The sequence below is a fragment of the Prosthecobacter sp. genome, from assembly GCF_014879935.1.
Taxonomy (GTDB): domain Bacteria; phylum Verrucomicrobiota; class Verrucomicrobiia; order Verrucomicrobiales; family Verrucomicrobiaceae; genus Prosthecobacter.
Genome location: NZ_JACSRD010000188.1, coordinates 1 through 23,662, shown reverse-complemented (window position 1 = coordinate 23,662; position 23,662 = coordinate 1). Strand labels below are relative to the sequence as shown.

24 protein-coding genes are annotated in these 23,662 nt (G+C 63.0%); 16 read left to right on the top strand and 8 right to left on the bottom strand.

Annotated elements, in window-relative coordinates; all coding sequences use genetic code 11:
• Positions 1–6 precede the first annotated feature (6 nt).
• Entirely contained in the window at positions 7–507 is a 501-nt protein-coding gene (locus IAE77_RS20590; protein ID WP_294230870.1) for a hypothetical protein, read from the bottom strand.
• A gap of 518 nt (positions 508–1,025) precedes the next feature.
• On the opposite strand from IAE77_RS20590, the gene IAE77_RS20585 reads away from it, so the two are divergent.
• Positions 1,026–2,024 carry an IS110 family transposase gene (locus tag IAE77_RS20585; RefSeq protein WP_294230868.1) on the top strand — a complete coding sequence of 333 codons (999 nt, stop codon included), beginning with the start codon at positions 1,026–1,028 and terminating at the stop codon, positions 2,022–2,024.
• 92 nt (positions 2,025–2,116) lie between these two features.
• Here IAE77_RS20585 and IAE77_RS20580 read toward each other — a convergent pair whose 3' ends face one another.
• The gene (locus IAE77_RS20580; RefSeq protein WP_294230866.1) at positions 2,117–3,508 is read right to left on the bottom strand and encodes an SGNH/GDSL hydrolase family protein; all 1,392 of its coding nucleotides are present in this window, start codon (positions 3,506–3,508) and stop codon (positions 2,117–2,119) included.
• A 120-nt stretch (positions 3,509–3,628) separates the two neighbouring features.
• On the bottom strand, positions 3,629–5,818 hold the full coding sequence (gene katG, locus IAE77_RS20575) for a catalase/peroxidase HPI (RefSeq protein WP_345780999.1): 2,190 nt from the start codon (positions 5,816–5,818) through the stop codon (positions 3,629–3,631).
• A 245-nt stretch (positions 5,819–6,063) separates the two neighbouring features.
• On the opposite strand from katG, the gene IAE77_RS20570 reads away from it, so the two are divergent.
• The 11 genes from IAE77_RS20570 (at position 6,064) to IAE77_RS20520 (ending at position 13,727) form a co-directional block, all read left to right on the top strand.
• Positions 6,064–6,957 (top strand): LysR family transcriptional regulator, encoded by an 894-nt coding sequence (locus IAE77_RS20570; protein WP_294230864.1) that lies wholly within the window; start codon positions 6,064–6,066, stop codon positions 6,955–6,957.
• Positions 6,958–7,141: 184 nt separating this feature from the next.
• Positions 7,142–7,498 carry a metalloregulator ArsR/SmtB family transcription factor gene (locus IAE77_RS20565; RefSeq protein ID WP_294230863.1) on the top strand — a complete coding sequence of 119 codons (357 nt, stop codon included), beginning with the start codon at positions 7,142–7,144 and terminating at the stop codon, positions 7,496–7,498.
• Positions 7,499–7,515: 17 nt separating this feature from the next.
• On the top strand, positions 7,516–7,941 hold the full coding sequence (locus IAE77_RS20560; RefSeq protein WP_294230861.1) for a rhodanese-like domain-containing protein: 426 nt from the start codon (positions 7,516–7,518) through the stop codon (positions 7,939–7,941).
• Entirely contained in the window at positions 7,938–8,489 is a 552-nt protein-coding gene (locus IAE77_RS20555; RefSeq protein WP_294230859.1) for a DUF3365 domain-containing protein, read from the top strand. The genes IAE77_RS20560 and IAE77_RS20555 overlap by 4 nt, the downstream gene beginning before the upstream one ends.
• A 193-nt stretch (positions 8,490–8,682) precedes the next feature.
• A complete protein-coding gene (locus tag IAE77_RS20550) occupies positions 8,683–9,171 on the top strand; it encodes a DsrE family protein (RefSeq protein WP_294230858.1) in 489 nt (162 codons plus the stop codon).
• A gap of 9 nt (positions 9,172–9,180) precedes the next feature.
• On the top strand, positions 9,181–9,702 hold the full coding sequence (locus IAE77_RS20545; RefSeq protein ID WP_294230854.1) for a YeeE/YedE thiosulfate transporter family protein: 522 nt from the start codon (positions 9,181–9,183) through the stop codon (positions 9,700–9,702).
• A gap of 6 nt (positions 9,703–9,708) precedes the next feature.
• Positions 9,709–10,275 (top strand): YeeE/YedE thiosulfate transporter family protein, encoded by a 567-nt coding sequence (locus tag IAE77_RS20540; protein ID WP_294230848.1) that lies wholly within the window; start codon positions 9,709–9,711, stop codon positions 10,273–10,275.
• Positions 10,272–11,129: an efflux RND transporter periplasmic adaptor subunit gene (locus IAE77_RS20535; RefSeq protein ID WP_294230845.1), complete on the top strand. Its 858-nt coding sequence runs from the start codon at positions 10,272–10,274 to the stop codon at positions 11,127–11,129. Before IAE77_RS20540 ends, IAE77_RS20535 begins: the two co-directional genes overlap by 4 nt.
• Positions 11,126–12,340 (top strand): ABC transporter permease, encoded by a 1,215-nt coding sequence (locus tag IAE77_RS20530; protein ID WP_294230842.1) that lies wholly within the window; start codon positions 11,126–11,128, stop codon positions 12,338–12,340. Before IAE77_RS20535 ends, IAE77_RS20530 begins: the two co-directional genes overlap by 4 nt.
• The gene (locus IAE77_RS20525) at positions 12,337–13,050 is read left to right on the top strand and encodes an ABC transporter ATP-binding protein (protein WP_294230839.1); all 714 of its coding nucleotides are present in this window, start codon (positions 12,337–12,339) and stop codon (positions 13,048–13,050) included. Before IAE77_RS20530 ends, IAE77_RS20525 begins: the two co-directional genes overlap by 4 nt.
• Positions 13,047–13,727 carry a methyltransferase domain-containing protein gene (locus IAE77_RS20520; protein ID WP_294230836.1) on the top strand — a complete coding sequence of 227 codons (681 nt, stop codon included), beginning with the start codon at positions 13,047–13,049 and terminating at the stop codon, positions 13,725–13,727. The genes IAE77_RS20525 and IAE77_RS20520 overlap by 4 nt, the downstream gene beginning before the upstream one ends.
• A gap of 228 nt (positions 13,728–13,955) precedes the next feature.
• Here IAE77_RS20520 and IAE77_RS20515 read toward each other — a convergent pair whose 3' ends face one another.
• The 3 genes from IAE77_RS20515 to IAE77_RS20505 form a co-directional block, all read right to left on the bottom strand.
• Positions 13,956–16,037, bottom strand: a complete 2,082-nt coding sequence (locus IAE77_RS20515) for a TonB-dependent receptor (RefSeq protein ID WP_294230833.1) — start codon at positions 16,035–16,037, stop codon at positions 13,956–13,958.
• 124 nt (positions 16,038–16,161) lie between these two features.
• Positions 16,162–16,575 (bottom strand): hypothetical protein, encoded by a 414-nt coding sequence (locus tag IAE77_RS20510; RefSeq protein WP_294230830.1) that lies wholly within the window; start codon positions 16,573–16,575, stop codon positions 16,162–16,164.
• Positions 16,576–16,642: 67 nt separating this feature from the next.
• Complete coding sequence (locus tag IAE77_RS20505; RefSeq protein WP_294230826.1) at positions 16,643–17,407, bottom strand: ABC transporter ATP-binding protein; 765 nt, start codon at positions 17,405–17,407, stop codon at positions 16,643–16,645.
• 83 nt (positions 17,408–17,490) lie between these two features.
• On the opposite strand from IAE77_RS20505, the gene IAE77_RS20500 reads away from it, so the two are divergent.
• The 4 genes from IAE77_RS20500 to IAE77_RS20485 are packed head-to-tail and all read left to right on the top strand — an operon-like array spanning position 17,491 to position 21,583.
• Positions 17,491–18,264 (top strand): metallophosphoesterase, encoded by a 774-nt coding sequence (locus tag IAE77_RS20500; RefSeq protein ID WP_294230822.1) that lies wholly within the window; start codon positions 17,491–17,493, stop codon positions 18,262–18,264.
• An 8-nt stretch (positions 18,265–18,272) separates the two neighbouring features.
• A complete protein-coding gene (locus IAE77_RS20495) occupies positions 18,273–19,874 on the top strand; it encodes a hypothetical protein (RefSeq protein ID WP_294230819.1) in 1,602 nt (533 codons plus the stop codon).
• Positions 19,874–21,007 (top strand): hypothetical protein, encoded by a 1,134-nt coding sequence (locus IAE77_RS20490; RefSeq protein WP_294230816.1) that lies wholly within the window; start codon positions 19,874–19,876, stop codon positions 21,005–21,007. Before IAE77_RS20495 ends, IAE77_RS20490 begins: the two co-directional genes overlap by 1 nt.
• A gap of 3 nt (positions 21,008–21,010) precedes the next feature.
• A complete protein-coding gene (locus tag IAE77_RS20485; RefSeq protein WP_294230813.1) occupies positions 21,011–21,583 on the top strand; it encodes a hypothetical protein in 573 nt (190 codons plus the stop codon).
• A 15-nt stretch (positions 21,584–21,598) separates the two neighbouring features.
• On the opposite strand, the gene IAE77_RS20480 is transcribed toward IAE77_RS20485, so the two are convergent.
• Positions 21,599–22,360 (bottom strand): superoxide dismutase, encoded by a 762-nt coding sequence (locus IAE77_RS20480; RefSeq protein ID WP_294230811.1) that lies wholly within the window; start codon positions 22,358–22,360, stop codon positions 21,599–21,601.
• Positions 22,361–22,530: 170 nt separating this feature from the next.
• On the bottom strand, positions 22,531–23,662 hold a 1,132-nt coding region (locus IAE77_RS20475), incomplete at its 5' end, for a serine hydrolase domain-containing protein (protein WP_294230809.1).

The window sequence follows — 23,662 nt, the reverse complement described above, 5'->3', positions numbered from 1 at the left end:
AAAGGCTCAGCGGGGGACGGTGTCGTGCTTTTTGTCGTGCTCGGTCCAGCCCTGCGCGGCGAAGGCGGAGACGACCTTGGCGTGATTTTGCGCGATCTTGATCGCTGCGGCATTGCGGCCCGTGACGGTCATGCGCACGCCTTTGGCCGTCGGTGTGAAGCGGTGGTCCATCTCCGCGTAGTGATCGCAATACTCGGCGAAGGCCGGGTCCCAGCGCCGCACGCTCAGGCCGGAGCCGAGGCGCTCCTGCATCTGTTTCACATGCTTCTGCAAGGCAGCGGCGACTTTTGGATCATCACTCTCCGTGGTGGCCGTGTAGCCGGTGGCAGTGAGTTTGAGCTCGCGGTGGATCTTCGCGTGGTTGTCAAAGAGTGCATGGATCTGCTCCCGTGCCTCTGCAGGCAATCCGTGCCCGCCCCCCTGCTGGGCACAGGACGTGGCAGTAAAAGCCGCCACGAGTGCCATCGCAGCGATGAGGTGTGACTGGGCGGAGGTGGTTGTTTTCATGATGGTCCTTTATTCAACTGTATGAGTCTATACGCATATAGTGGGGTTGAGCAAATGGTTTTTCTGGGGGGTGACTGGCCTCCCGGCTTCACTCAGGCGAAACAAAGCAGCAATCTCGCTCCGCGAGATGAGCAAAAGGCTTTCGTGGGCATAGCGGATTACGATTTCTCGTAAACTGGGGGGCGCTCAGACGCTGCCTGCTCATCTCGACGGAGCGAGATGGCTTGTCTCTACACTTTCCGCCCACTCCTGTATCAATTAAGTCAGCGCGTAGCGCTGGCCGTTGACCAGAGCGGACTCGGAAGGGGGCATGGACAGACCGCGAGATGGCTCGTGCCCGAAGCACGATAGTAGATTGGCGTCCATGCCCCCGATGAGTCGGACAAAGCCGAACCATATCAGGTGCCCAGTTTTATCACTGGCAGCACGAAGACAAGCTCGAACTGACCGACTCGCTCCTCCGAGCCTTCTCCATTCAACGACCCGCCACCTCAACCTGCACTCCCATCCACACCACCATGACATCCGTTCACTCCCCATGCCTCATTGCCGTGCTGGGCATTGACATGAGCAAAGCCAAGTTCAATGCCCATCTTTTACTCCCCGCCGATGGCGGCAGCCACAGCGGCGAGTTTGCCAACACTGCCGAGGGCTTTAAGGCGCTAGGCCGATGGCTCAAGAAGCACTCGCCCAAAGGGGGCACCCTGCACGCCGGTGTTGAGGCCACCGGCAACTACGCCCTGCCTCTGCTCATGCAACTGCATCAGGCCGGCCACCGTGTCAGTTACCTCAATCCTCGTCGCGTCAAAGACTTCACTCGGAGCCTCGGGCGCAAGGCCAAAACCGATCCGGTCGATGCGCGCGACATCGCCCTGATGGTCGAGCGCCTGCGCCCCTCGCTCTGGACGCCGCCGACCGTGGAACGCTGCGAACTCCAAGCCCTGGTGCGGCACCGGCGCGACCTCGTGGCGCAAGTCACCGCCAATGGCAACCGGCTCAAAACCGCACAGAGCCCCGCCGTAAAATCCTCCTTGCAGCAGTTGCTCAAACATCTGCGCCAGCAGCTCAAGGCCATTGAGACACAGATCAGCAGCCACACCCTCGCGCACAACAGCCTGCAGCGCGACGAGCGCCTGCTGCGCAGCATTCCCGGCTTCGGCCGGACGGTCAGCGCCGCCGTGCTTGGCGGACTGCCCAGACTCGAAGACTTCACCCGTGCGCGTGAGGTGGTGGCCTTCGCTGGAATGGCTCCTACCGTGACTACCTCCGGCAGCAGCGTGCAAAAACGCGGACGCATGAGCAAGGAGGGCAGTCCGCTGCTGCGCCAGATGCTCTACATGGCGGCCCTCAACACCATCACCCGGCCAACCGCGCTGAGTCCGTTTTACCAAGCCTTGGTGGCCAGGGGGAAAAGCAAAGCCTGTGCGCTTGGCGCCCTCATGAACAAGTTGCTGCGCATCGCCTTCGGCGTGCTCAAACACCAAACTCCCTTCGTCGAGAACTTCGCCAAGATATGAACTTCATCCGCGCTGCTTTTTCATCTTGCACAGACCATATCTACCATGCTGACGCATCATTCGAGCGCCCCAGATCGGTTTTCAGACACGGCCTACCTCCCCGGCGGCTGAAACACCTGCACGGCGCTGATCGTGGCGGTGCCGGGCTTGACGGGCACGAGGCGGAGGGTGTGATCCCCATTCGAGAGCATTTGGGCGAGGCGGAGGACGAAGGGAGTGGCGGTTGCGGCTTTGAAGGTGACTTCGTCGAGGACGGCGGGTTTGATCTCGAAGGTGAAGCGGTCGCCGGTGCGGTTGCGCTCGGCGCGACGCCAGAGGTCGGGCTCGATGAGGATCTGGCCGCTGGCGCTGGTGAAGGGCTTGAAGGCATTCCCATTGCCGTCGGGCCCGGTGACGCTGCCGGTGAGCGTGTAGTCGCCGCTGTCGCTGGTCATGACGAGCGTCCAGGTCTGCGGCACGATCTTTTGGCCGAGCGTGATGCCGTGGGGCGATTGATCGCGCGGATTGGCCCCTTTGCCTTCCTTGGCGTTTTTGGCATCGGGCTGCACATAGCTCATGAGCCAGGCATTGGCCTCGCGGGCGGGTTTGTCGTCGATCAGGACGCGGAAGGTGCCGCCATCGGGCGCGGTGATGCCGTGGAGGTCGATGCGTGTGCCGGTGAATTTGGCGGTGAAGGAGCCGTCGGGCTGTTTCTCGGGCTGAATCGTCTTTTCGCGGCTCGCGGGCTCGTAGCTGAAGGCCTGCGGCACGCGGAAGTGGGCGAGGATGTTGCTGTTGATGATGTGGGCACCGTAGTCGCTCTGATGCACGGCGTCTTTGAGCAGCGCGGGCACGGGCAGCTTGTTCGCGGTGAGGTAGTCGGCCCAGTCGCGGCGGTTCTCGACGAATTCGACGTGGTGCCTGCGACAGACCTCGCGCACGGCGGCCACGTCTTGATCCGCGGCGTTTTCTGATTGGCCCCACAGGGGGATGTCGCGCTCGCGCCAGTGAATGCTGGGTACGATGATGTCAGCGGTGGTGTGACGGCGCAGCTCGATGAGCAGCTTTTCCAAGTCGGCCGGATTGCCGATGGTGTAGGTGATGATGAGGTCCGGCTGATCGGGGATGACGAGATGCCGCGCCCAGCCGCGCAGATACTGCCACGGGCAGGAATTGCCGACCATCTTGCGATACTCGACCTGCTTCGTCTTCGGGAAGCGCTTGGGCAGCTCGCGCTGCCAGAACTCGCCGCTGCCGAGCATGTTCGTGTAGCTCGATCCGATGGCCCAGATGAGAAACGGGCGGTCGAGGCCCTGCTGGAGCTTTTGCATCGTCAGCGCGAGGTGCTGCCCATCGGTTGACTCCGCCTTCGCCACATACTCCGCCGCGCCTTCCGGCCTGCCTTTGACAAACACCGGCTCATCCGTGACGAGGCTGCGCTCAGCGGCGAGAGAGGGGAGATGAAGAGCGAGAGCAAGAAGGGGCGACAGGGCGAGGCGGTGCATGGTAAGTGAACGGGGCTCTCGACGGCTCATTTCACCTCTCCCACCGCATGGCATCCTCAAGACAAAACCCCGCCCCGGCTTGCGCCAGGACGAGGTTCTGCGGGGGGGTTGGGTTTCGGATCACTTCGACAGGTCAAAGCGGTCCAAATTCATGACCTTGGTCCAGGCGGCGATGAAGTCGGTGACGAACTTGGTCTTGTTGTCGTCGCTGGCATAGACCTCGGCGATGGCGCGGAGCTGCGAGTTGGAGCCGAAGACGAGATCGACACTGGTGGCCATCCATTTCATCTGGCCGGTCTTGCGGTCGGTGCCTTCGTAGAAGTGCTCGCAGCGCGGCGAGACCTTCCACTCGGTGTCCATGCTCAGGAGATTCACGAAGAAGTCGTTGGTGAGGGCGCCGCGGTTCTTGGTGAGCACGCCGAGATCTGGATGGCCGGTGTTCGTGCCAAGCACGCGCATGCCGCCGATGAGCACGGTCATCTCCGGCGCGGTCAGCGTGAGGAGTTGGGCGCGATCGACCAGGTTCTCGGGCGCAGGGCGATCAAGCTCGTGGCCGAGGTAATTGCGGAAGCCATCATGCTTGGGTTCCAAGTAAGCGATGGATTCGACATCGGTCATCTCTTGCGTGGCATCGGTGCGACCGGGCGTGAAGGGCACAGTGACATCGTGACCGGCCTTTTTCGCGGCGGCTTCGATGGCAGCGTTGCCACCGAGCACGATGAGATCGGCGAGTGAGACCTTCTTTCCAAAGTTGCTCTGCACTTTTTCGAGTGCGGCGAGCACTTTGGCGAGTTGCGCGGGGTTGTTGACCTCCCAGTCCTTCATCGGCGCGAGGCGGATGCGGGCTCCGTTGGCTCCGCCGCGCTTGTCACTGCCGCGGAAGGTGGACGCGGAGGCCCATGCGGTGGCGACGAGTTCGGAGGTGCTGAGGCCGGAGTCGAGGATTTGCGCCTTCAACTTCGCGATGTCCTGCTCGTTGATGAGTTCATGATCGACCGCGGGCACGGGGTCCTGCCAGACGAAGGTTTCTTTCGGTGTTTCAGGGCCGTGGTAGCGGGCGAGCGGTCCCATGTCGCGATGCGTGAGCTTGAACCACGCTTTGGCAAAGGCCTGCTCGAACTCCTTCGGGTTTTCGAGAAAGCGCTTCGTGATCTTGCCATACGCTGGGTCCATGCGCAGCGCGAGGTCGGTGGTGAACATGATCGGCGTGTGCGACTTCGATTTGTCGTGTGCATCGGGCACGGTGCCTTTGCCTGCGCCGTTTTTGGGCACCCACTGCTTCGCACCCGCAGGGCTGGTGGTCAGCTCCCAGTCGTAGGCGTAGAGATTCGTCAGATACATGTGCGTCCAGCGAGTCGGAGCACTGGTCCACGCTCCTTCGAGGCCGCTGGTGATGGTGTCACCGGCATTGCCTTTGCCATGCTTGTTCTTCCAGCCGAGTCCCTGCTCCTCCAGCGGCGCGGCCTCGGGGTCGGGGCCAACATTTTTCGCGGAGGCTGCTCCATGCGCTTTTCCGAAGGTGTGACCGCCTGCGATGAGCGCGACGGTTTCCTCATCATTCATCGCCATGCGGGCAAAGGTGGTGCGGATGTCTTTTGCGGCGGCGAGCGGGTCAGGATTGCCGTTCGGACCTTCGGGATTCACATAGATGAGGCCCATCTGCACCGCGGCGAGTGGATTCTCCAGATCGCGCTGGTCTTTGTAGCGCTTGTCACCGAGCCACTCGCTCTCAGGCCCCCAATAAATGTCCTCCTGAGGTTCCCACACATCTGCTCGACCTCCGGCAAAGCCTAGCGTTTGAAAGCCCATCGATTCCAGCGCGACATTGCCTGCGAGGATCATCAAATCGGCCCACGAGATCTTGTTGCCATACTTCTGCTTGATCGGCCACAGCAGGCGACGCGCCTTGTCGAGATTGCCATTGTCCGGCCAGCTATTCAGCGGCGCAAAACGCTGCGTGCCATAGCCCGCGCCGCCGCGACCATCGGTGACGCGATACGTTCCCGCGCTGTGCCAGGCCATGCGAATCATGAACGGGCCGTAGTGCCCCCAATCTGCGGGCCACCAGTCCTGCGAGTCTGTCATCAATGCGGTGAGGTCCTTCTTCAGCGCGGCGTAATCGAGCTTCTTGAACTCCTCGACATAGTTGAAGCTCTCGCCCATCGGATTCCCCTTCGGCGAGTTTTGGTGAAGGATGCTCAGATTGAGCTGGTTCGGCCACCAGTCGCGATTCGACATGGCGCTGGCGGCGGTGTGACGGCTGGCTGGGGCGGGTGAGCCCATCACCGGGCATTTGCTGAGGTCGTTCATGGCGGGATCGGCTTTGGAGGCGGCTTGCTGGTCCTGCGCGGAGGCGGACACCACCGGCGTCAGCATCAGAGCGGCAAGCAAGGCCTGGGTTGTGGAGGTTTTCATGATGAGGTTGGGGTTGGTGGTTTCGAGGCGCGACCACGAGTGAGTGACCGCACGGGCAAAGTCCTGCCGGAGAACCTGCGATGCATCCAATGCATTGTCTGAATGCTTGCGATGCAGGCCGCGCATCGCTAGTCTGATGCATGCGCAGCGACCTGAACCTCCAGCTTCTCGAACAATTCGTGGCTCTGGCCCGCACGAAAAACTTCACCCGCGCCGCGGAGGAGCTGCATCTCTCGCAGTCCGCCCTGAGCCGGGCGATTCAAAAACTCGAGGACCAACTCGGCCAGCCTGTCTTTGAGCGCAAACCGCGCGAAGTGGTGCTCACCGAGATCGGCGAGCTGCTGCTCGAACGGGCGAAACACATCCTCCAGCTCATGGAGCATACCTTTTCCGAACTCTCCGAGGCCGGACGCCGCGGACGCATCCGCCTCGGCACCATCCCGACCATCGCGCCCTACTTTCTACCCGGCCTGCTGAGCAGCTTTGCCAAAAAGCATCCCGACATCGCGGTCATCGTGCAGGAGGACACGACGGAAAGCCTCATCAAGCGCTGCAATCACGGCGAGATCGACCTCGCCATCCTTGCGCTGCCATTGCTCGCGAAGAATCTCGAAGTCGAGCCGCTCTTTGATGAAGAACTGCTCCTCGTCGTGCCGTCGGGCCACCCGCTCGCCAGCAGCAAAACCGTCGCCATCGACGCGGTGGAGCATTTCCCCTTCGTCATGCTCAACGAAGCTCATTGCCTCACCGACAACATCGCGAGCTTTTGCCGCCGCAAAGCCGTGCAGCCCGTCACCGTCGAGCGCACCAGCCAGCTCGCCACCGTGCAGGAACTCGTCGCTCTCGATCACGGCGTGTCCATCGTGCCTGCCATGGCGCGGAAGATCGACACCAGCGTGCACCGCGTCTATCGCTCCTTCAGCGGCGAGAAGCCTCAGCGCACCGTCGCCATGATGTGGAACTCATATCGCTTCCAAAGCAAGGCCGTGAAGTCGCTCATGGAGCACCTCCGGAGGCAGAAACAGCCCAAGTGACGAATCGCGGCAATGAAGTGTTGGGGTGGTGGGTGATCACCACTCCAAAACCCACCACTCCAACCAGCCGCCTTGCCGCCAGACGAAGATTTCTTGTGGACGAAACCGCGTTCATGGTGAACTCATGCCCAACTGTATGAGTTTATACGCATATAGTAGCTGTCTGAAAACCCTTTTTGAAATCATGCCCTCCGCACGAAATAAAAAGGCGCTCCCGCCTGTCACCGACGAGGCGCTGGCGCTCATCGCCTCCTGGTTCCGCACGCTTGCTGAGCCGAGCCGCCTCAAGATCCTCCGCGCCCTCGAAGAAGGCGGCGAGTTGAACATCTCCGAACTCGTCGAGGCCACCGGTCTCACGCAGGCGAACGTCTCCCGCCATGTGCAGTCGCTCGTCGATGCCGGGATGGTCGGCCGCCGGAAGGAAGGCCTTACCGTCATCTGCTTCATCGCCGATCCGAGCATCACCGAGCTGTGCGACAATGTGTGCAGTAACCTTCTCAAACGCCTCTCCCAACAGGTGAAGAAGCTCGGCGGAGCGTGAGAGCCGTTTCAATTTTCATGATCATCCGTCGTATGCTCTGGACCCTTGTCATCGTCGTCGCCGTCATTGGCATCTGGTATGTGTATGAGGGAAGCTGGGACCGGCAGCTTTTCAAAGCCGCGCCGGGCCGCGTCTGTGCCAATCTGAATGCCGATCAGGCCAATGCGTGGCTCCGCGAGCATCCCGAGACGCAGGTGCTCGACGTGCGCTCTACCGGCGAGTTCAGCGAAGGCGCTTTGCCCAAGGCGATGAACATCTCCATCGGCGACGAGGCCTTTGATTCGAAGGTCAGCTCGCTCGACAAAGCCAAGCCCGTGCTCGTCTATTGCGCTGGTGGATTCCGCAGTCGCAAAGCGGTCGCGAAGCTCAAAGAGCTCGGCTTTGAAAACATCCAGCACATCCACCGCGGCTACATGTCGTGGAAACCGGACACTCAACCATGAAACGCCTGCTCCTCATCGCCCTGCTGCCCTTTTCGGCCTACAGCCAGACGGCTCGTGATCCGGCGGTTGAAGGTCCGAAGATCATCGCAGAGGCCTTTGCGAAGCTCAGCGGGGCTTTGGGCGAGACGATTGGCAAAAGCGGCCCGACGGGCGCTTTGAGCGTGTGCAGTGAAAAAGCTCCGCAGATCGCCCAAGAGGTCGCTGCGGCTCATGGCGTGACTTTGCGACGGGCGACACACAAACCGCGCAATCCGAAGAATGCGGCCGATGAGGTCGAAAAGGCCGCGCTGGAGGCATTCATGGCCGCTTTGGCAAACAAGGAGGCCCCGACACCGCAGGTCATCACGAATGCCGATGGCAGCCGTGCCGTCCTCGCGCCCATCGTGCTCGGCAATCCGCTCTGCCTCCAATGCCACGGCACACCGGGCAAAGACATCGCGCCTGAAACACTCGCCGCGATCCAGAAACTCTACCCCGACGACAAAGCCACCGGCTTCCAACTCGGCGACCTCCGCGGCCTGTGGCGCATCACCTTGCCTGCTAAATGAACCCCATGATGTCGATCATGCGCCAGCATCGTAGCCATCTTGCTCCGCAAGATGAGCTGAGCGCTCTCGTCCGCTCTCAAAGCCTCCGAAAGGTTCAAACGCATCCCGCAGCGGAGCGCCGGGCTCCTCTCGCGGAGCGAGAGGGCTACTTTGCTTCGCCTCATCGGCCACCAACCTTGCTTTCGAACACCCCATGATGCTCAAACACCTCTTCATCTACCTTTTTGCCCTGACTCTCACTGCCGCTGCAGCCGAGCCTGAGGTCATTCCCATCCAGGTGCGGGAGAACCTGCGCATCGTTTATCAAGTGACCGATGACGCGCAGCATGAAGGCGTGAACAAAGGGCTGTTTTATGCCCGCAAGCTCATCAACACCTACCAGAAGCACGGCATCGCCGCTGATCAGGTGCATCTGCATCTCGTCTATCACGGCACGGGCATCGCAGCGGTGGTGAATGACGAGGCGCGGAAGCGTCTCGGGGCCGAAGCGGCGAATCCCAATGGCGACATCCTCGCTGAACTCATCAAGCGCGGTGTGCAGATCGAGCTGTGTGAAAACACCATGCAGCAAAAGGGCGTGAAGCCCACAGAGCTGATGGCTGGCGTGAAACTCGTCGTCGGTGCCTTTCCACGACTCATCGACCTGCAACTGCAAGGCTTCGCTTACATCAAGTTTGAATAGACCCTTCTCATGAAAAGCCCCCGTTGGAATCCTTACCTCGTTGGTGCGCTGATCGGCGTGCTCAGCCTCCTGACCTTTTCCCTCGCGGACAAGCCGATCGGCATGTCCACCGGCATTGCCCAGGCGTCGGGGGCCTGCGCGATGCCTGTCATTGGTGCTGATGGCGTGGCAGCGAATGCTTACTGGGCCAAGAAGGCGGTGCCCGCGTGGGATTACGGCAGCTTGTTCGTGCTGGGATCGCTCCTCGGAGCCTTGGCGAGTGCGGTGATGAGTGGCAGCTTCAAGCTGGAAAGCGTTCCCAAGATCTGGCGCGAGCGATTTGGCTCCTCGGTGATGAAGCGCATGATCGCAGCCTTCATCGGCGGCGTGGTGATCCTCTTCGGCGCACGTTTGGCGGATGGCTGCACGAGCGGTCATGGCATCAGCGGCTCGCTCCAGCTCGCAGTGAGCAGTTGGACCTTTTTCCTTGTTATGTTCGCCAGCGGCATTGTCACAGCCTTCGTCCTCTTTCGTCGCAACTCCAAAGCCTGATCGCTCATGCCCACCACCCTCGCCTTCATCACCGGACCGAACCTTCTCTGGGCCGGTCTGCTCTTCGGCTTCCTCTTTGGCGTGTTGCTGCATCGCGGCGGCGTCACGGACTACAATGTCATCGTGAAGCAGTTTTTGTTTCGCGACTTCACCGTGCTCAAAGTCATGTTCACCGCCATCGTCGTCGGTGGCGTGGGGCTTTTCATCCTGCATGGCCAGGAGCTGACCAACTGGCACATCAAACCGGCCACCACGCTCGCGGTGGTGCTCGGCGCGGTGCTTTTTGGCATCGGCATGGTGATCTACGGTTACTGCCCCGGCACCGGCGTGGCCGCCATCGGCGCAGGGAAGCTCGATGCGCTCGCAGGCTTCTTTGGCATGATCGTCGGCGGCATCGCCTATGCCTTCAGCTACGACTGGATTGCCGCGAACATTCTGCCCGTGGCTGATCTCGGTAAAAAGCGCCTGCCTGAACTCAGCACGCTGCCCGAGTGGTTCTGGTATGCCGGACTCGTCGTGCTCGCCGCGGTCGTTTTCGCGCTGGTGGCCCGTTTTGAAAAAACATCCTCATGAAACACCTCCTCATCGCTCTCCTGGCTTTCAAGATCGCTGCCTCAGCCGCTGAGGACGTGCTCGGCACGGGCACGCTGGAGGCGCGGGTGAAGACACAGGTGAGCGCACGCATCCAGGAGCGGCTGGCGGAGGTGCTGGTGGATCAGGGTGACACGGTGAAGAAGGGCCAACTACTCGCGAAACTCGATGACGCAGAGCTGCGACAGCAGGTGGCGATTGCGCAGGCTTCCTTCGCGGCGGCGAAACAAACGGCGCAGCGTGTGGAGGCGGATTTGGCGCGGTCGGAGGCCGTGCTCGCGCAGGCGCGGCTGGATGAAAAGCGGTTGAAGGGCTTGCTGGCATCGAGCGCTGTCTCCCAGACCGATGCGGACAAGGCGGCGGAGGCTTTGAAAGTTGCTGAGGCGGATCTGAAACGCTCAAACGCCGCCATCGCCGAGGCGCAGGGGCTGGTGCTCGTGGCGGAGAAGACGATGCTGCATCGCCAGGAGCAGCTCGCCTTTACCCAAATCACCGCGCCGTATGACGGGCTCATCATTCGCCGGGATCGCGAGCCCGGTGAGATGCTGGTACCCGGAGCGACGCTGATGGAGCTGATCTCGCTCGATGAGTTGTGGATTCGTGCCTGGGTGGATGAAACGGAGATGCCCAAGCTCGCGCCGGGACAAAAAGCACGCGTCGTCTTCCGTTCGGAGCCGCAGAAAAACTACCCCGGCACCGTTTCGAGGCTCGGACGCGAGATGGACCGCGAAACGCGTGAGTTCCTCGTCGATGTGCGTGTGGAGCAGCTTCCGGTGAACTGGGCGGTGGGCCAGCGGGCGGAGGTTTATATCCAAATCGACACCGTGAAGCCATGAACCTCGCCGTCCGCGACATCCGGCATAACGCGGGCCGCTTCATCTTCACCACGCTCGGCATCGGGCTGCTGCTGATGGTGGTGCTGGGCATGAGCGGCATCTATCGCGGACTCATTTATGAAGCCACGCTGCTGGTGGATCGCATCGGTGCGGATCTGTGGATCGTGCAAGGCGGCACGCGTGGTCCCTTCGCGGAGATGTCGCGTGTGTCGGCTAGCTTGGAGGATCGGGCCCGTGCCGTGCCTGGCGTGGCGTCGGCGCGGCGTTTCGTCTCGCACACCATCCAGCGTGAGCATCGTGGCAAGCCGCTGCGCATCGTGGTGGAGGGCCTGTCGTGGCCGGAGGATCGCGGTGGATGGATTCCGCTCATCGCAGGTCGCGGCATCGAACGAGCGCACTTTGAAATGATCGCCGATGCCTCGCTCGGCATGGCTTTGGGCGAACGCATCGAACTGGGAAAGGACGTTTATGAAGTCGTGGGCCTCACGCGAGGCCTCGTCGGCTCCAGCGGCGATGGGTTGGCGTTTTTCACCGTCAGCGATGCCATGGCGATCCAATTTGATGTGCTTGGCGAGACCGTGCGGCTCGAGCGCGAGGCCCGACGCGAACGCGTGGCCGCCAGCGACCTCGGGCGCATGCAGCCGGAATTTGTCGAGCGAGCCACAGGGCTCTCCAGCGGCATTCCCGCCTTTGCCAAGCCGCAGGTCAGCGCCGTGCTCGTCACGCTCGCTCCCGGCGCGGACATGGACGCCGTGCGCACCACTTTCGGCAACTGGCCTGACATCACCGTCTATTCCACGCAGCAGCAAAAAGACCTGCTGCTCTCCGGCATGGTGGACAAGGCAAAGCGGCAGCTCGGGCTCTTCCGCGTGCTGCTCATCCTCATCTCCACCATCATCATCGCGCTCATCATCTACACGCTCACGCTCGACAAGGTGCGCGACATCGCGCTGCTAAAGCTCATCGGCGCACGCAATGGCGTCATCATCGCTCTCATTCTCCAGCAGGCGCTGCTCATGGGCGCGGTGGGTTATCTCATCGCGTGGGGACTCGGGCGCTTCGCCTTTCCAAATTTCCCGCGTCTCGTCATCATCGAGTCGGCGGACCTTCTTTCGCTCGCCGTCATCGTCGCGGGCATCTCCACCGCCGCCAGCGTGCTCGGCATCTGGAAAGCCATGCGCGTGGAACCCAACACCGTCCTCGCCGCATGAGCACGCCCGCCGTCGAGGTCCAAAACCTGCGCAAAGTGTATGGCAGCGGCCACACCGAGGTCGTCGCCGTGCGCGATGCCTCGCTCAGCATCGCGCGAGGAGAGGTCGTCGGCATGCTCGGCCCCAGCGGCAGCGGCAAATCCACCATCCTCACCGCCATGGCGCTCATCAATCTGCCCACCAGCGGCCGAATCACCATCGACGGCACGCCCGTGCTCGATGGGCCCAAGGCGCTCGTCGATCTGCGGGCCTTCCGCCGCCAGCACCTGGGCTTTGTGTTTCAAAAAGCGAACCTCATCCCGTTCCTCACCGCTTTGGAGAATGTGCAGATCGCCCTCGAAGTGAACGACACCAGCCCACGCGAGGCCAAACGCCGCGCCATGGAACTGCTCGACTACCTCGACGTCGGCCCGCGAGCACACAACCTCCCCGTCGCACTCTCCGGCGGCGAGCAGCAGCGTGTCGCCGTGGCCCGTGCGCTCGCCAACAAGCCCGGCCTCATCCTCGCCGACGAACCCACCGCCGCTCTCGACAGCCAGCGCGGCCGCCAGGTGATGGAACTCTTCGGCAAAGTCGCCCGCGAGCAAAACGCCGGCGTCGTCGTCGTCACGCACGATCACCGCACGCTCGACGTCTTCGACCGCATCCTCGAAATGGAAGACGGCGGCCTCATCGAACGTCCCTCTTCCCAAACTCAATCCAAACCATGAAAACACGCCTCGCCGCCCTTTTCCTCACGCTCACTGCCTTCGCCCTCGCTCAAGACGCGAGCGTCAAACCCGGCATCAACGACAAATTCCTCGATCCGAAGCTCAACGTCGAGGAATGGACCAAAAAGTTCGAAACCGAGAGCCGCGAGATCTTCCACCAGCGCGAGAAAATCGTCGCCGCAGCCGGTTTGAAGCCCGGCATGGCCATGGCGGACATCGGCGCGGGCACGGGGCTTTTCACGCTGCACTTCGCCCAAGCTGTCGGAGCCGATGGCAAGGTCTTCGCCGTCGAAATCGCCAAAAACTTCCTCGAACACATCAAAGCCCGCGCCAGCAAGGCCAGCGCCTCGAACGTGCAAACCATCCTCTGCACCGAAAAGAGCGTCGAGTTGCCCGAGGCTAGCATCGACCTCGCCTTCATCTGCGATGTGTATCACCACTTCGAGTATCCGCAGGCCACGCTCGCCACCCTGCACAAGGCCTTGAAACCCGGCGGCGAACTCGTCCTCATCGACTTCAAGCGCATCCCCGGTCAGACAAGCGATTTCATCATGGGCCACGTCCGGGCAGGGCAGGAGGTCTTCGAAGCCGAAGTCATCGCAGCCGGCTTTGAGAAGGTCAGTGAGGTGAAGGATCTGCTGAAGGAGAACTATTTCGTGAAATTCAAACGGAAGTAGGTCGGGCAAGCCGGAGGTTTGACAGCAGAATTGGTGACAGCAGAAGCTGTGCGGAGCGGTTTTGAGACGTGAGGTTGCTGGAACGGATGGATGAGCCAAAGCACGAGGGCGCACGGCGCTTTCGTGGCTGTTTGCCTTCTGCAGTCATCCATTCTGCTGTCTTCTGTCAGAGAAGCTTGGACAGCCGGACGTTTCCATCCGGCTGCCGCAAACGTGAGTGCTGATGCCTCAGAACTTGTAGTTCAACTGGACGTAAACGAAGCGGCCGGCGCCTGGGACGCGCTGGCCGATGGCCAGATCGTTGCCGGGGACGCGGTTGAGGCCGCTGAGGTGGTCGGCGTAGCGCTCATTGGTGATGTTTTCGACGCCGACTTCGAAACCGAGGCCGCTGGTGAAGTCGCGACCGAGACGGTAGTTCAGCAGGGCATAGCCGCTGGTGGCCGGTTCGCCGTTGTAAGCAGAGGTTTTGTTCTGCTCGGCGGCGAAGACGACTTCGACCGTGTTTTTCCAGCCCAGAAGGCGGCCGTCGATGGCGAAGCTGCCGCGGAAGGGAGCGATGCGGTAGAGGTTGTCATCATTGCTGCGATTCACGCCACGCACGTAGCTGACCTGGCCACGAACACCGAGGTCCTCGGTGAAGGCGTAGCGGAAGGAACCGTCGATGCCGTACAGGTCGGCGCGGCTGACGTTTTGATACTGGAGGACGGGCAGTCCGGCCGCCATGCGTGCGATGGGCACGCCTTGGATGTAGTCGTTGACGATGTTGTAGAAAGGCGTGGCCTTGACCTGCCATTTCTCGCCGTGGTAATCGGCGGTGAAGGCGACCTGGTAGGACGTTTCGGATTCGAGGTCGGGATTGCCCAGGTAAGTGCGGCCGTCCGCCATGCCGGCGTTCGCACCGAGCGGGGTCCAGAGGTAGCGCTCGATCAGGCTGGGGGCACGGTTCTTGCGTGCAAAAGCGAGCTCGTAGGCGCTCCAGTCGTTCGGGGTGAAGCGGGTGCTGGCGGTGATGTCAAAGTTGACGTCAGTGAAGCTGCGGTCGCGGTTATTGTAGGCGGCGGCATCTGCTGCGGCGGCCCCGGGGAAACGGCTGACGGCGGCGGCATCGCTCAACACGGTGTCATTGCGCACACCGAGGAGCGTCGTCCATTTTTTCGACCAGTCGGCCTGCCATTCCGCATAGGCCCCAAACCGGGTGCGGGTGGCCTCGTGGAGCGTGTCCTGGATGGCGCCGGTGACCATGTTGCGCTGATAGGCGTCGAATTCATTCCGGTGGAAGTCGGTGCCGAGGCGCAGGGTGTGGGCGCCACGCGGCAATGAGACGCCGAGGCTGTAGCCGAAGTCGTCGCTGGTGGCGGGGGATTCCATCGGCATGGCTCCGGGCGCGAGCCGACGGAGCGTGTAGTTGTTCATCAGGTGGTCGATCGTGTGCACATAGGCGCGGGCCTCGACGGTGCCGAAGTCATGCGTCACGGTGTAGCGCAGGCCTACGCGGACGCCATCGTCCTCGATCATGTCCATGGGCAGCGTGGGGGTGCCGGAGTCACGGGTCTGGACATAGCTGGTGTCCACCACCAGCACGCCGGAGCCGAGACGCATGGCCGCGAGGACCTGATGCTGCATCGTCTCGAAACCGCTGGCGTGCACGCGGCCGCCGGGGAAGCGCAGGTCATTGGCCCGCTCCCACGAGCCCTGGTAGCTGGCGGCGAAGCCGGTGCTGGCGGCGCTGCTGCCGAGGCTGAAGCCGTAGCCGTCATTGCTGCCGCGAAAGTGGCTGCCCATCTCCCCGGAGGCGATGGAATGCTCCTCCGCCGTGGCAAAACGCGGATCAGGCGAGCGCACCACGACCGTGCCGGCGATGCTGTCGCCACCGAGGCTCACGGGCGTGATGCCAGCCATGACGGCGAGCGTGTCCATGGAACCGCGCGAGGCATAGTGCAGCGGCGGGTCCATGTGGTTCGGGCACGCGGGAGTGATCGTGGCGCCATCGACCGAGATCTTCACACGGTCGCCGCTGAGGCCGTGAAGCTGCACGATGCCGGTCTGCGGACCATTGCGCAAAATGGCCGCACCTGGCGTGTTGCCCAGCATGGAGGCACCATCGGTGCCGCTGGCCTTCGCCGCATCGAGATCGACGCTTTGAGCGCTGAGCGGAGCGCCCTCAGGCAGCCGCGTGCCGGTGACGATGACCTCCGGCAGTGTGGTGGGTTTCTTCGGAGTGGTTTTTTTCGTGTTGGGCGGAGTGGAGGCCGCAGGCTGGCCGAACGCGGCCCCTGCGAGCATGAGCAGACAAAGTGAAACGGGTTTCATGATGAGAATGAGATGAGGTGAGTGCCTCCGCAGACGGGCGGCAGGCGATTGAGGGACACGCGAGGCACGGCACGACATGAAGCCGGGCGCTTTGAAGCCAGGGTGTGAGAATCGAACCGATGAATCAGGCCTCTCCGCGTCGTGGCGGCGGCTTCTCCGGCGCATGGTGGCGTTCCGGGCTCACGCATGCCGGTTCAGAGCGCTGTGGCGTCCGGCCGGGAGGTGAGAAAAGGGGAACGGACGCCTCGCAGACGACGGCGAGGAGCTTTTTGGCCGGGCTTGCACCGGTCGTGGGCAGCGGTGACGACGCGGGATCTTTTTCCTGGGCCATGCGGCACAGCTCGCAGGGATGCTCGCCATCGAAAGTCATTTCCACAGCCTCCAGCAGCGGACGTTCTGCGGCGAAATCCGCCAGCATTCGCGCCCAGGCGACCGTTTGCAGCACACCACGATGCATGCCGAGCGAAAGGCACACCATCAGCACCACGCCGAGCCGCACGAGGCAGGGCAGACAGTGTTGGAAAGGACGGGGCAGCATGCGTTTGGAGGCTACTCCCACTACGCGACGGCAGAAGGGCTTTCGCTGCCCCTCTTTTGTCATCTTTTCACCACTCCAGGCTCGTCACCGGCACGCGCTGATCATTGCGGCGCTCCTTGACGATGTTGCCGTCGGAGAGGTGCAGGACGCGGTCCGCCATGCCGGCCATGGCGGCGTTGTGGGTGATGACGACGGTGAGGGTGCCGAGCTCGCGATTGATGCGCTCCACCGCCTCCAAAACGGTGATGCCCGTGGTCACATCGAGGGCGCCTGTGGGTTCATCACACAGCAGCACCTCCGGCTTTTTCGCGATGGCACGGGCGATGGCGACGCGCTGCTGCTCCCCGCCGCTCAACTGCGAGGGGAAGTGATCCAGGCGGTGGCTCAGGCCCACGAGACCCAGCGCCTCCTCCGGCTTCATCGGATCAGGGGCGATGTCGGTGATGAGGGCGACGTTTTCACGAGCCGTGAGGCTGGGGATGAGGTTGTAGAACTGGAACACGAAGCCGACGCAGTTGCGACGGAACTGGGTGAGGGTGCGTTCGCCGCCACCAGACAGATCCCAGCCCTTGTAGCGCAGGGAGCCGGACGTGGGCACGTCGAGACCGCCGAGGATGTTCAACAGCGTCGATTTGCCGCTGCCGGAGGCACCGAGGAGCACCACGAGCTCGCCCATGCGGAAGTCGAGATCGACGCCTTGGAGCGCCACGACATCCAGCTCGCCCGTGTGATAGACTTTCCGCACGCCACGGGCCTCGAAGATGGGCAGATCAGAGAAGGGCGCCTTCTTCGGCGACGAAGGCTGGGTGGGCGTCGTGGGGCTGCTTGGCATGCGCACATGTTGCATGACCAATTTCATTGCGCCATCACGATGATCGCTGGTTGCGTCCTGCGCACAGTGCGCAAGTATGGCGCATGCCGATCCTGGTCAGCGACGACGCCCCCGATACTCGCACGTCGAGGGTTTGTCTGACCCCACGCGAAACGAAACCCGCGCGCACCCTGGTGATCGGCGACATCCACGGCTGCTCGACCGCGCTGGAACTGCTGCTCAAGGAACTGGCGCCGCAGCCGGGAGACACGCTGGTGACGCTGGGTGACTACGTGGACCGCGGTCCGGACTCACGCGGCGTTTTGCACCTGCTGCTGGAAATGGAGACGCGCACCCAGCTCGTCCCGCTGCTGGGCAATCACGAGATCCTCATGCTCGACGCCCGTGACAGCCTCGTGGACACGGAATCCTGGTATGGCGTGGGCGGGCGGCAGACGATGCAGTCCTACGGCTGCATGGACAAGCCGGACTGGAATGCCGTGCCGGAGGAGCACTGGGCCTTTTTGAGGAAGCGCCTGCGCCGCTGGCATGCCACGGACACCCACATCTTCGTGCATGCGAACGCGAACGCCATGCTGCCGATGGAGGATCAAAGTGACGACTGGCTGTTCTGGCGGCGGTTTGACGATTCCCACCCGCACTTCACCGGGAAGACGCTCATCTGCGGCCACACCGCGCAGAAAGACGGCCTGCCACGCATCCTTCCGGGCCGCATCTGCATCGACACCTGGGTTTACGGTGAGGGCTGGCTCACAGGACTGGACGTGAACTCCAGCACCTTCATCCAGGCCAGCCAGCGTGGCGAGGTGCGGCGGCTCAGCTTTGACGAGGTGCGCATGCTGACGGAAAAAGCGTGATCCGCCCCATGACTCGCGCCCGCTGGATCATCTCGTCCCTTGTTTTGTGCGCTCTGTGGTCGCTCGGTGCCTTCGTCTTGATCCCGCGGATGGAACGTGATCTGGCCGCTGCCGCGCAGGACACGCTTTCCCGACAAACATCGCTCCAAAAGCGGCTCGACCGCCTGCAGGTGGCCTTTGACGGCCAGCAGGCCGTGCTGACAGGCAAGGTGCGGACGCCTGATGACCTCCACGCGGTCGAGACGGCCGTGCGCGATCTGGTGCGCGCACCGACACCGCTCACGGCCAGCCTTGGGCTGCGGCTCAATCCAGTCGCCGACGTGAACAACGCGGTCGAGGTGCTCCCCTTCCCTGCCGGCTGGCTGCTGCTGGCGGCGAACGGCCCCCAAGCAAAGCTGCTGGGAACGGCGGCGAATGAATACGAGGCCCGCGATCTCTTCCGCAGTGTGCAGGACGGCTGGAGCGCCCGTGGCGGCACGGCGGAGGACGTGCTGGCAGCAGATGCCGAAAATCACGATGAAGCGGCGAACGTGGCCGCCACCCTGCGCGGCATTCCGACGCCTCCCGACATGGCGCAGGCCTATGTCGCCCGCATCGGGGAGACGTGGAAGGAATTGTCCCTCAACCGCAGTGATGACGCCCTTTTCGCCGACGCACGCGCCCACGGTGTTAGCGAGGAGGAATGGAACACGCGGGTCGTTCCCGTGCTGCGCGGGCTGCGTGACCAGCTCAAGCAACAGCAGGCCGCGGAGATGGAGAAGCAGCGTCTGGCGCACCTGCCGGCGGCGCATCTGTTCATCGCGGCACGCGGCTCACAGGTCATCGTGCGGGGCGAAGTTGGCAGCCTGGAAATGAAACGCGCGGTGCTGGACGAGGCATTGGAGGCCTTCTCCCCGCGTCGTGTTCTCGATGAAATCCGCGTCAGTCCGCAGCGACGGCCCACGGGCGACTTCGGCCCCGTCACGACGGCCCTGCTGCCGCCGACGGCGGACAAAAACGGCCGCAGCTTGTTCATCGGCCTCAGTGACGAGGCCTGGAAGGCGGTGGACTGGCAGATCGCGCCCCAGGAGCAATCCTGGAAGGAGAATCTGACCGGCGGCTTGAAGACTGCGGACCTGCTCAACGACAGCGAGGCTCTCACCGACTGGCTCCAGGCCCCGAATGACAGCACCGCGCCGCCGGAGCCGCCGCCCGCCTTCATCACCCTGGCGCTGTTTGATGCGAAGGTCATTGTCTCCGGCCAGGTGGCGGAAGAATCCACCCGTTCCCGCATCGTTGCCGCCGTGCGGAAGACCTACGCGCCGCGTGTCATCGTGCTGCATGACGATCTGCGCGTGCAGGCCGCGTGCAGGCCTTCGACAGGCATCGCCCATACTGTGGGCAGCGTGCCGCCGGCCGATGGGGGCGGCGTTTTCGCCATCGCCTTCCCCGGCGGTTCCTGGACGAGCATTCCCGTCACGAAAGATTTGATCGAGGCGGGCGGCCTCGCACGATGCAAACAGCTTCCAGCCGGTGTTTCCGCCGCTTTGGTGGAGGAACGCTCCGCCGAAGCCATCGAACAGCTCCGCCTCTGGATGTCCCGCCCCCAATCCCACGCCTCAAATCCCTGATGTCCTCCGCTTTCTGGTTGCTGCTCTACCTGGCCCCGCTGCTCGCGCTCACCGCGGCGGTGTTCGGCTGGCTCGGCTGGCGCTGGCGGGGCAGTGATCTGCGCAAACCAGCCGCAGCGCCTGAAGCAGCGTTGACCGCGTCAGAGACGCCGCAAGTCATCATCAACGACGCCTCCACCGAAACCGAAGAGGCAAACCGGGAACTGGAGACCCTGCGCGAAACTTTGAAAGCCGCCCAGTCTGCCGTGCTGCGGAGCGAACAGGACGCTGCGAAGGCCCGGGAGGCCAGCGTGGCACTCGAAGCCGAGTCACAGAAGCTGATCCAGGCACAGGATCTCCTGCGCACCGAACGCGACCGCGCCCGTAGTGACCTCGCCCAGGCCGAGAGCGAGCGCGAACGTATCTCGTCCGAGCTTTCCGCCGCCCAAAACGAACGCGACCGCCTCGCGCAGGAATTGGCGGCTGTGCGCATCGAATGGGAGCAGCTCCGCGCACGCCCGGAGCCCAAAGCGGAGCCTGCGCCTGCCGTCACCACGCCAGCCACGGTCACTCCCCCGCCATCAGCGGCTCCCGAAGTGGAGAAGCCGAAACGCAAACGCACCACCGCCAGCAAGCCGCGCAAGCCCGCGCCAGTCACCTCATTGCGGGAAAAAATCACTGCTCTGACGACCGATCTGGCCGCACGGCAGTCCGCCATGGCGGCGCTGACGCAGGAGCACGCGGACTGGCAGCGACGCGTCGGCAAACTCGAAGCCGCAACTCCGGGGGATCCGGCTGGCCTTGGTCTGGCGCGGCGCAGCCTGGCCGACAGCGAAAAACGCCTGCAAACCGCCTCCGCGGAGGTCTCCCGCCTGCAAAACCAGACTACCGTGCTCCAACGCGTGGAGGAACACAACGCCACGCTCACGTTGGGAGCGGATGACGACCTCACGCAGATCAAAGGCATCAAAAAAGTCATCAGCGAGCAGCTCCACGCGCACGGCATCCGCACCTGGCGGCAGATCGCCCGGTGGAATGATGACGAAATGAACGCGTTCAGCGACCTGCTGGCATTCAAGAACCGCGCCAGCCGCGAAAAATGGCGCGAACAAGCCCGCGCCCTCCACGAAGCCGCCCACGGTCCCCTTCCCTGACCCATGTCCGCCGTCTCCCGCCTCACAATCCTTCTCTTTTCCACCCTCATCGCCTCCTGCGTGAATGTCGGCACGCTGGCCGAACGGCAGGAAAAGGCACGCCGCCTCAGCCACGATCTACAGCAGCTCAGTCCTTCCATCAGCGCCCCGGAGGCCGACCGTCTGGCCACCACGGCCATCGAGGAGTCGGCACGCATGTCGATGGACTTCAAGCCGCTGGTGCTGCCGTGGGCCAACAACAGCCTGGTGAACGTGGGACTGCGCAAACGCGGCCTCTGCTACCAGTGGCGGGACGATCTGTTCCCGCATCTGTTCAAGCTGCGGTCGAAGACGATGGACCTGCACCTCACCTCCGCGCATCGCGGCACCGTGCGGGAGCACAATGGCATCATCGTCACCGCCAGGGGCCAGCCGTTTGAGGAAGGCATCGTGCTCGATCCCTGGCGCCATGGCGGACGCCTGTGGTGGGGCCGCATTTCCGCCGACAAAAAGTATCCATGGAAGCCGCTGCCCTGGGAGCTCACCCCCGTGGTGCTGCGTCCGCTGCTGATGCCGGAGCTCTATCCCTCACGCTGAGGCCACGTTCCCGCTTCAAGCGGACAGCTTGGACGTCGCCAGCGCATGGCCGCGGGCCACGAAGTTCCAGTTCACCACGTTCCACCACGCATCGACGTACTTTTTGCGGTCGTTTTGATACCGGGCGTAGTAGGAGTGCTCCCACAGGTCCAGACAGAGGATGAAGCGGCCCTGTTTCGCCGGTTTCACAAACTCCGTCATCAGCGGGTTGTCCTCGCCCTTCAGCGTGGTGATGACGAGCCTGCCATCCGGCCGGCAGACGAGAAAGGCCCATCCGGAACCGAAGTGATTCACGGCAGCGTCGGCAAAGGCTGCCTTGAACTCATCCACGCTGCCGAAGTCGCGTGCGATGGCCGCTGCCACGCGTCCCTCAGGTCCTTTCGGGCCGGTGCCGGGTGGCGTGAGGAAACGCCAGAACGCGGTGTGATTCACATGCGCGCCGCCATACAGCCGCAGCGCCTTCTGGTCCTGCGCGGACAGCGTCTCGGGCGGGCCTCCCATCTTCACCACCGTGCGTCGCGGATCGCAGGGCAGCACCACGCTGCGGATCATCGGCATCAGCGAGGTGACGCTGCCCACCTGGAGGTTCGCACGGTCCAGGATGCATTGCAGATTTCGCACCACCTCGGCGTGATGACGGCCGTGATGCAGCTTCAGGGTGGCGGCGTCGAGGTACGGCTCAAGGGCATCGAACTCAAACGGCAGGGGCTCCAGTTTCAGCGGGACGCCGATCGGGGCCACCGTTGCGGGCTCCTGCGCCACGGCCAGTCCCGCCATGGCGGCGGAACCCATCAGCAAAAACCTGCGGCGGCTCATTCCAGAATTATTTACCATGAAATGAAGCCTACCAAAACGGACGCATCAGGGACAACCTGATATTTGACGACCGCTTCGCGAGGCTGCGTCGGAACGCAGGCACTCGCCATGCCGTCCGCGTCGCCTGTGGGCTACTTCTTCTTCCGTGCGGCCGGAGGCGGCTGCAATTCGATCCCGGCCGCCTCCATGACGAGGTGCTGGAAGGCATCCTTCGGCTTTCCGCTGTCCGGCACCAGCACGTTCTGCACCAGGAACACCGTCACGAGCCCGCTCTTCGGATCGATGCAGCCGTTCGTGGCGAAGGCCCCGCCGTGACCGAAGCTGCCCACCGGCATCTGCGAGTTCACCCGGCGCTCCGTCGTGTTGCACTGCCAGCCGCAGGCATAATTGACCTCGCTTCCACCGGCGGTGACCGGCTTTGTCATGTCACTCACGGATTTCTCACTCAGCACCCGCACACCGTCCAGCTCGCCGCCATTCGCGATCATGGCGTAAAAGCGCCCCATGTCGGCTGCGGTGGAAAAGAGGCCGCCCGCCGGCTCCACCATGTGCGTGACGGACGCATCGCTGGTGACGAAGGGATTGTAACCGGGCACGAGCTCGTGCGTCTCGTCATCCATCTTGTAAGTGCGGGCGATGCGGGCGCGGTGCGCGTCGTCCGGATTGAACATCGTGTCCTTCATGCCGAGCGGCTGGAAGATCTTCGCCTGCAAAAACGCGTCATATTTCATGCCGGAGGCGATCTCGATGATGCGGCCTGCCACGGTGGGTCCGAAACCATACTCATAGGAACTGCCGGGCTGGAAGGCGAGCGGCGTCTTCAGCAGCGAAGCCACGTAAGCCTTCAGCGAAATCGCTCCATCGGTCGGTTTGCGCGGCGGAAAGGCGATTCCCGCCGTGTGGCTCAGCAGCATGCGCAGCGTGATGGCTTTTTCCGGGGCGCTGCCATCCGCCAGCTTCACCGCCCCAAGTTCCGGCAGCCATTTCGAGGCGGGTTCGTCCAGCGCGAGCTTCCCTTCATCCACCAGCACCATCACAGCCGTGCCATTGATCGATTTCGTCATCGAGGCGATCCAGAACAGCGCGTCCTTTTCCATCGCACGACCTTTGGCGATGTCCGCCATGCCGGCCGCGTCGTGATGCACGATCTTTCCCTTCTCCATCACCAGCGTGACGATCCCGGCCGCCTGCCTGGCCTTCACCGCCGCCTCCATCGCCGGATGAATGGCCGCAAGCTTGGCCTCCTGGCAGAATTCTATGCAA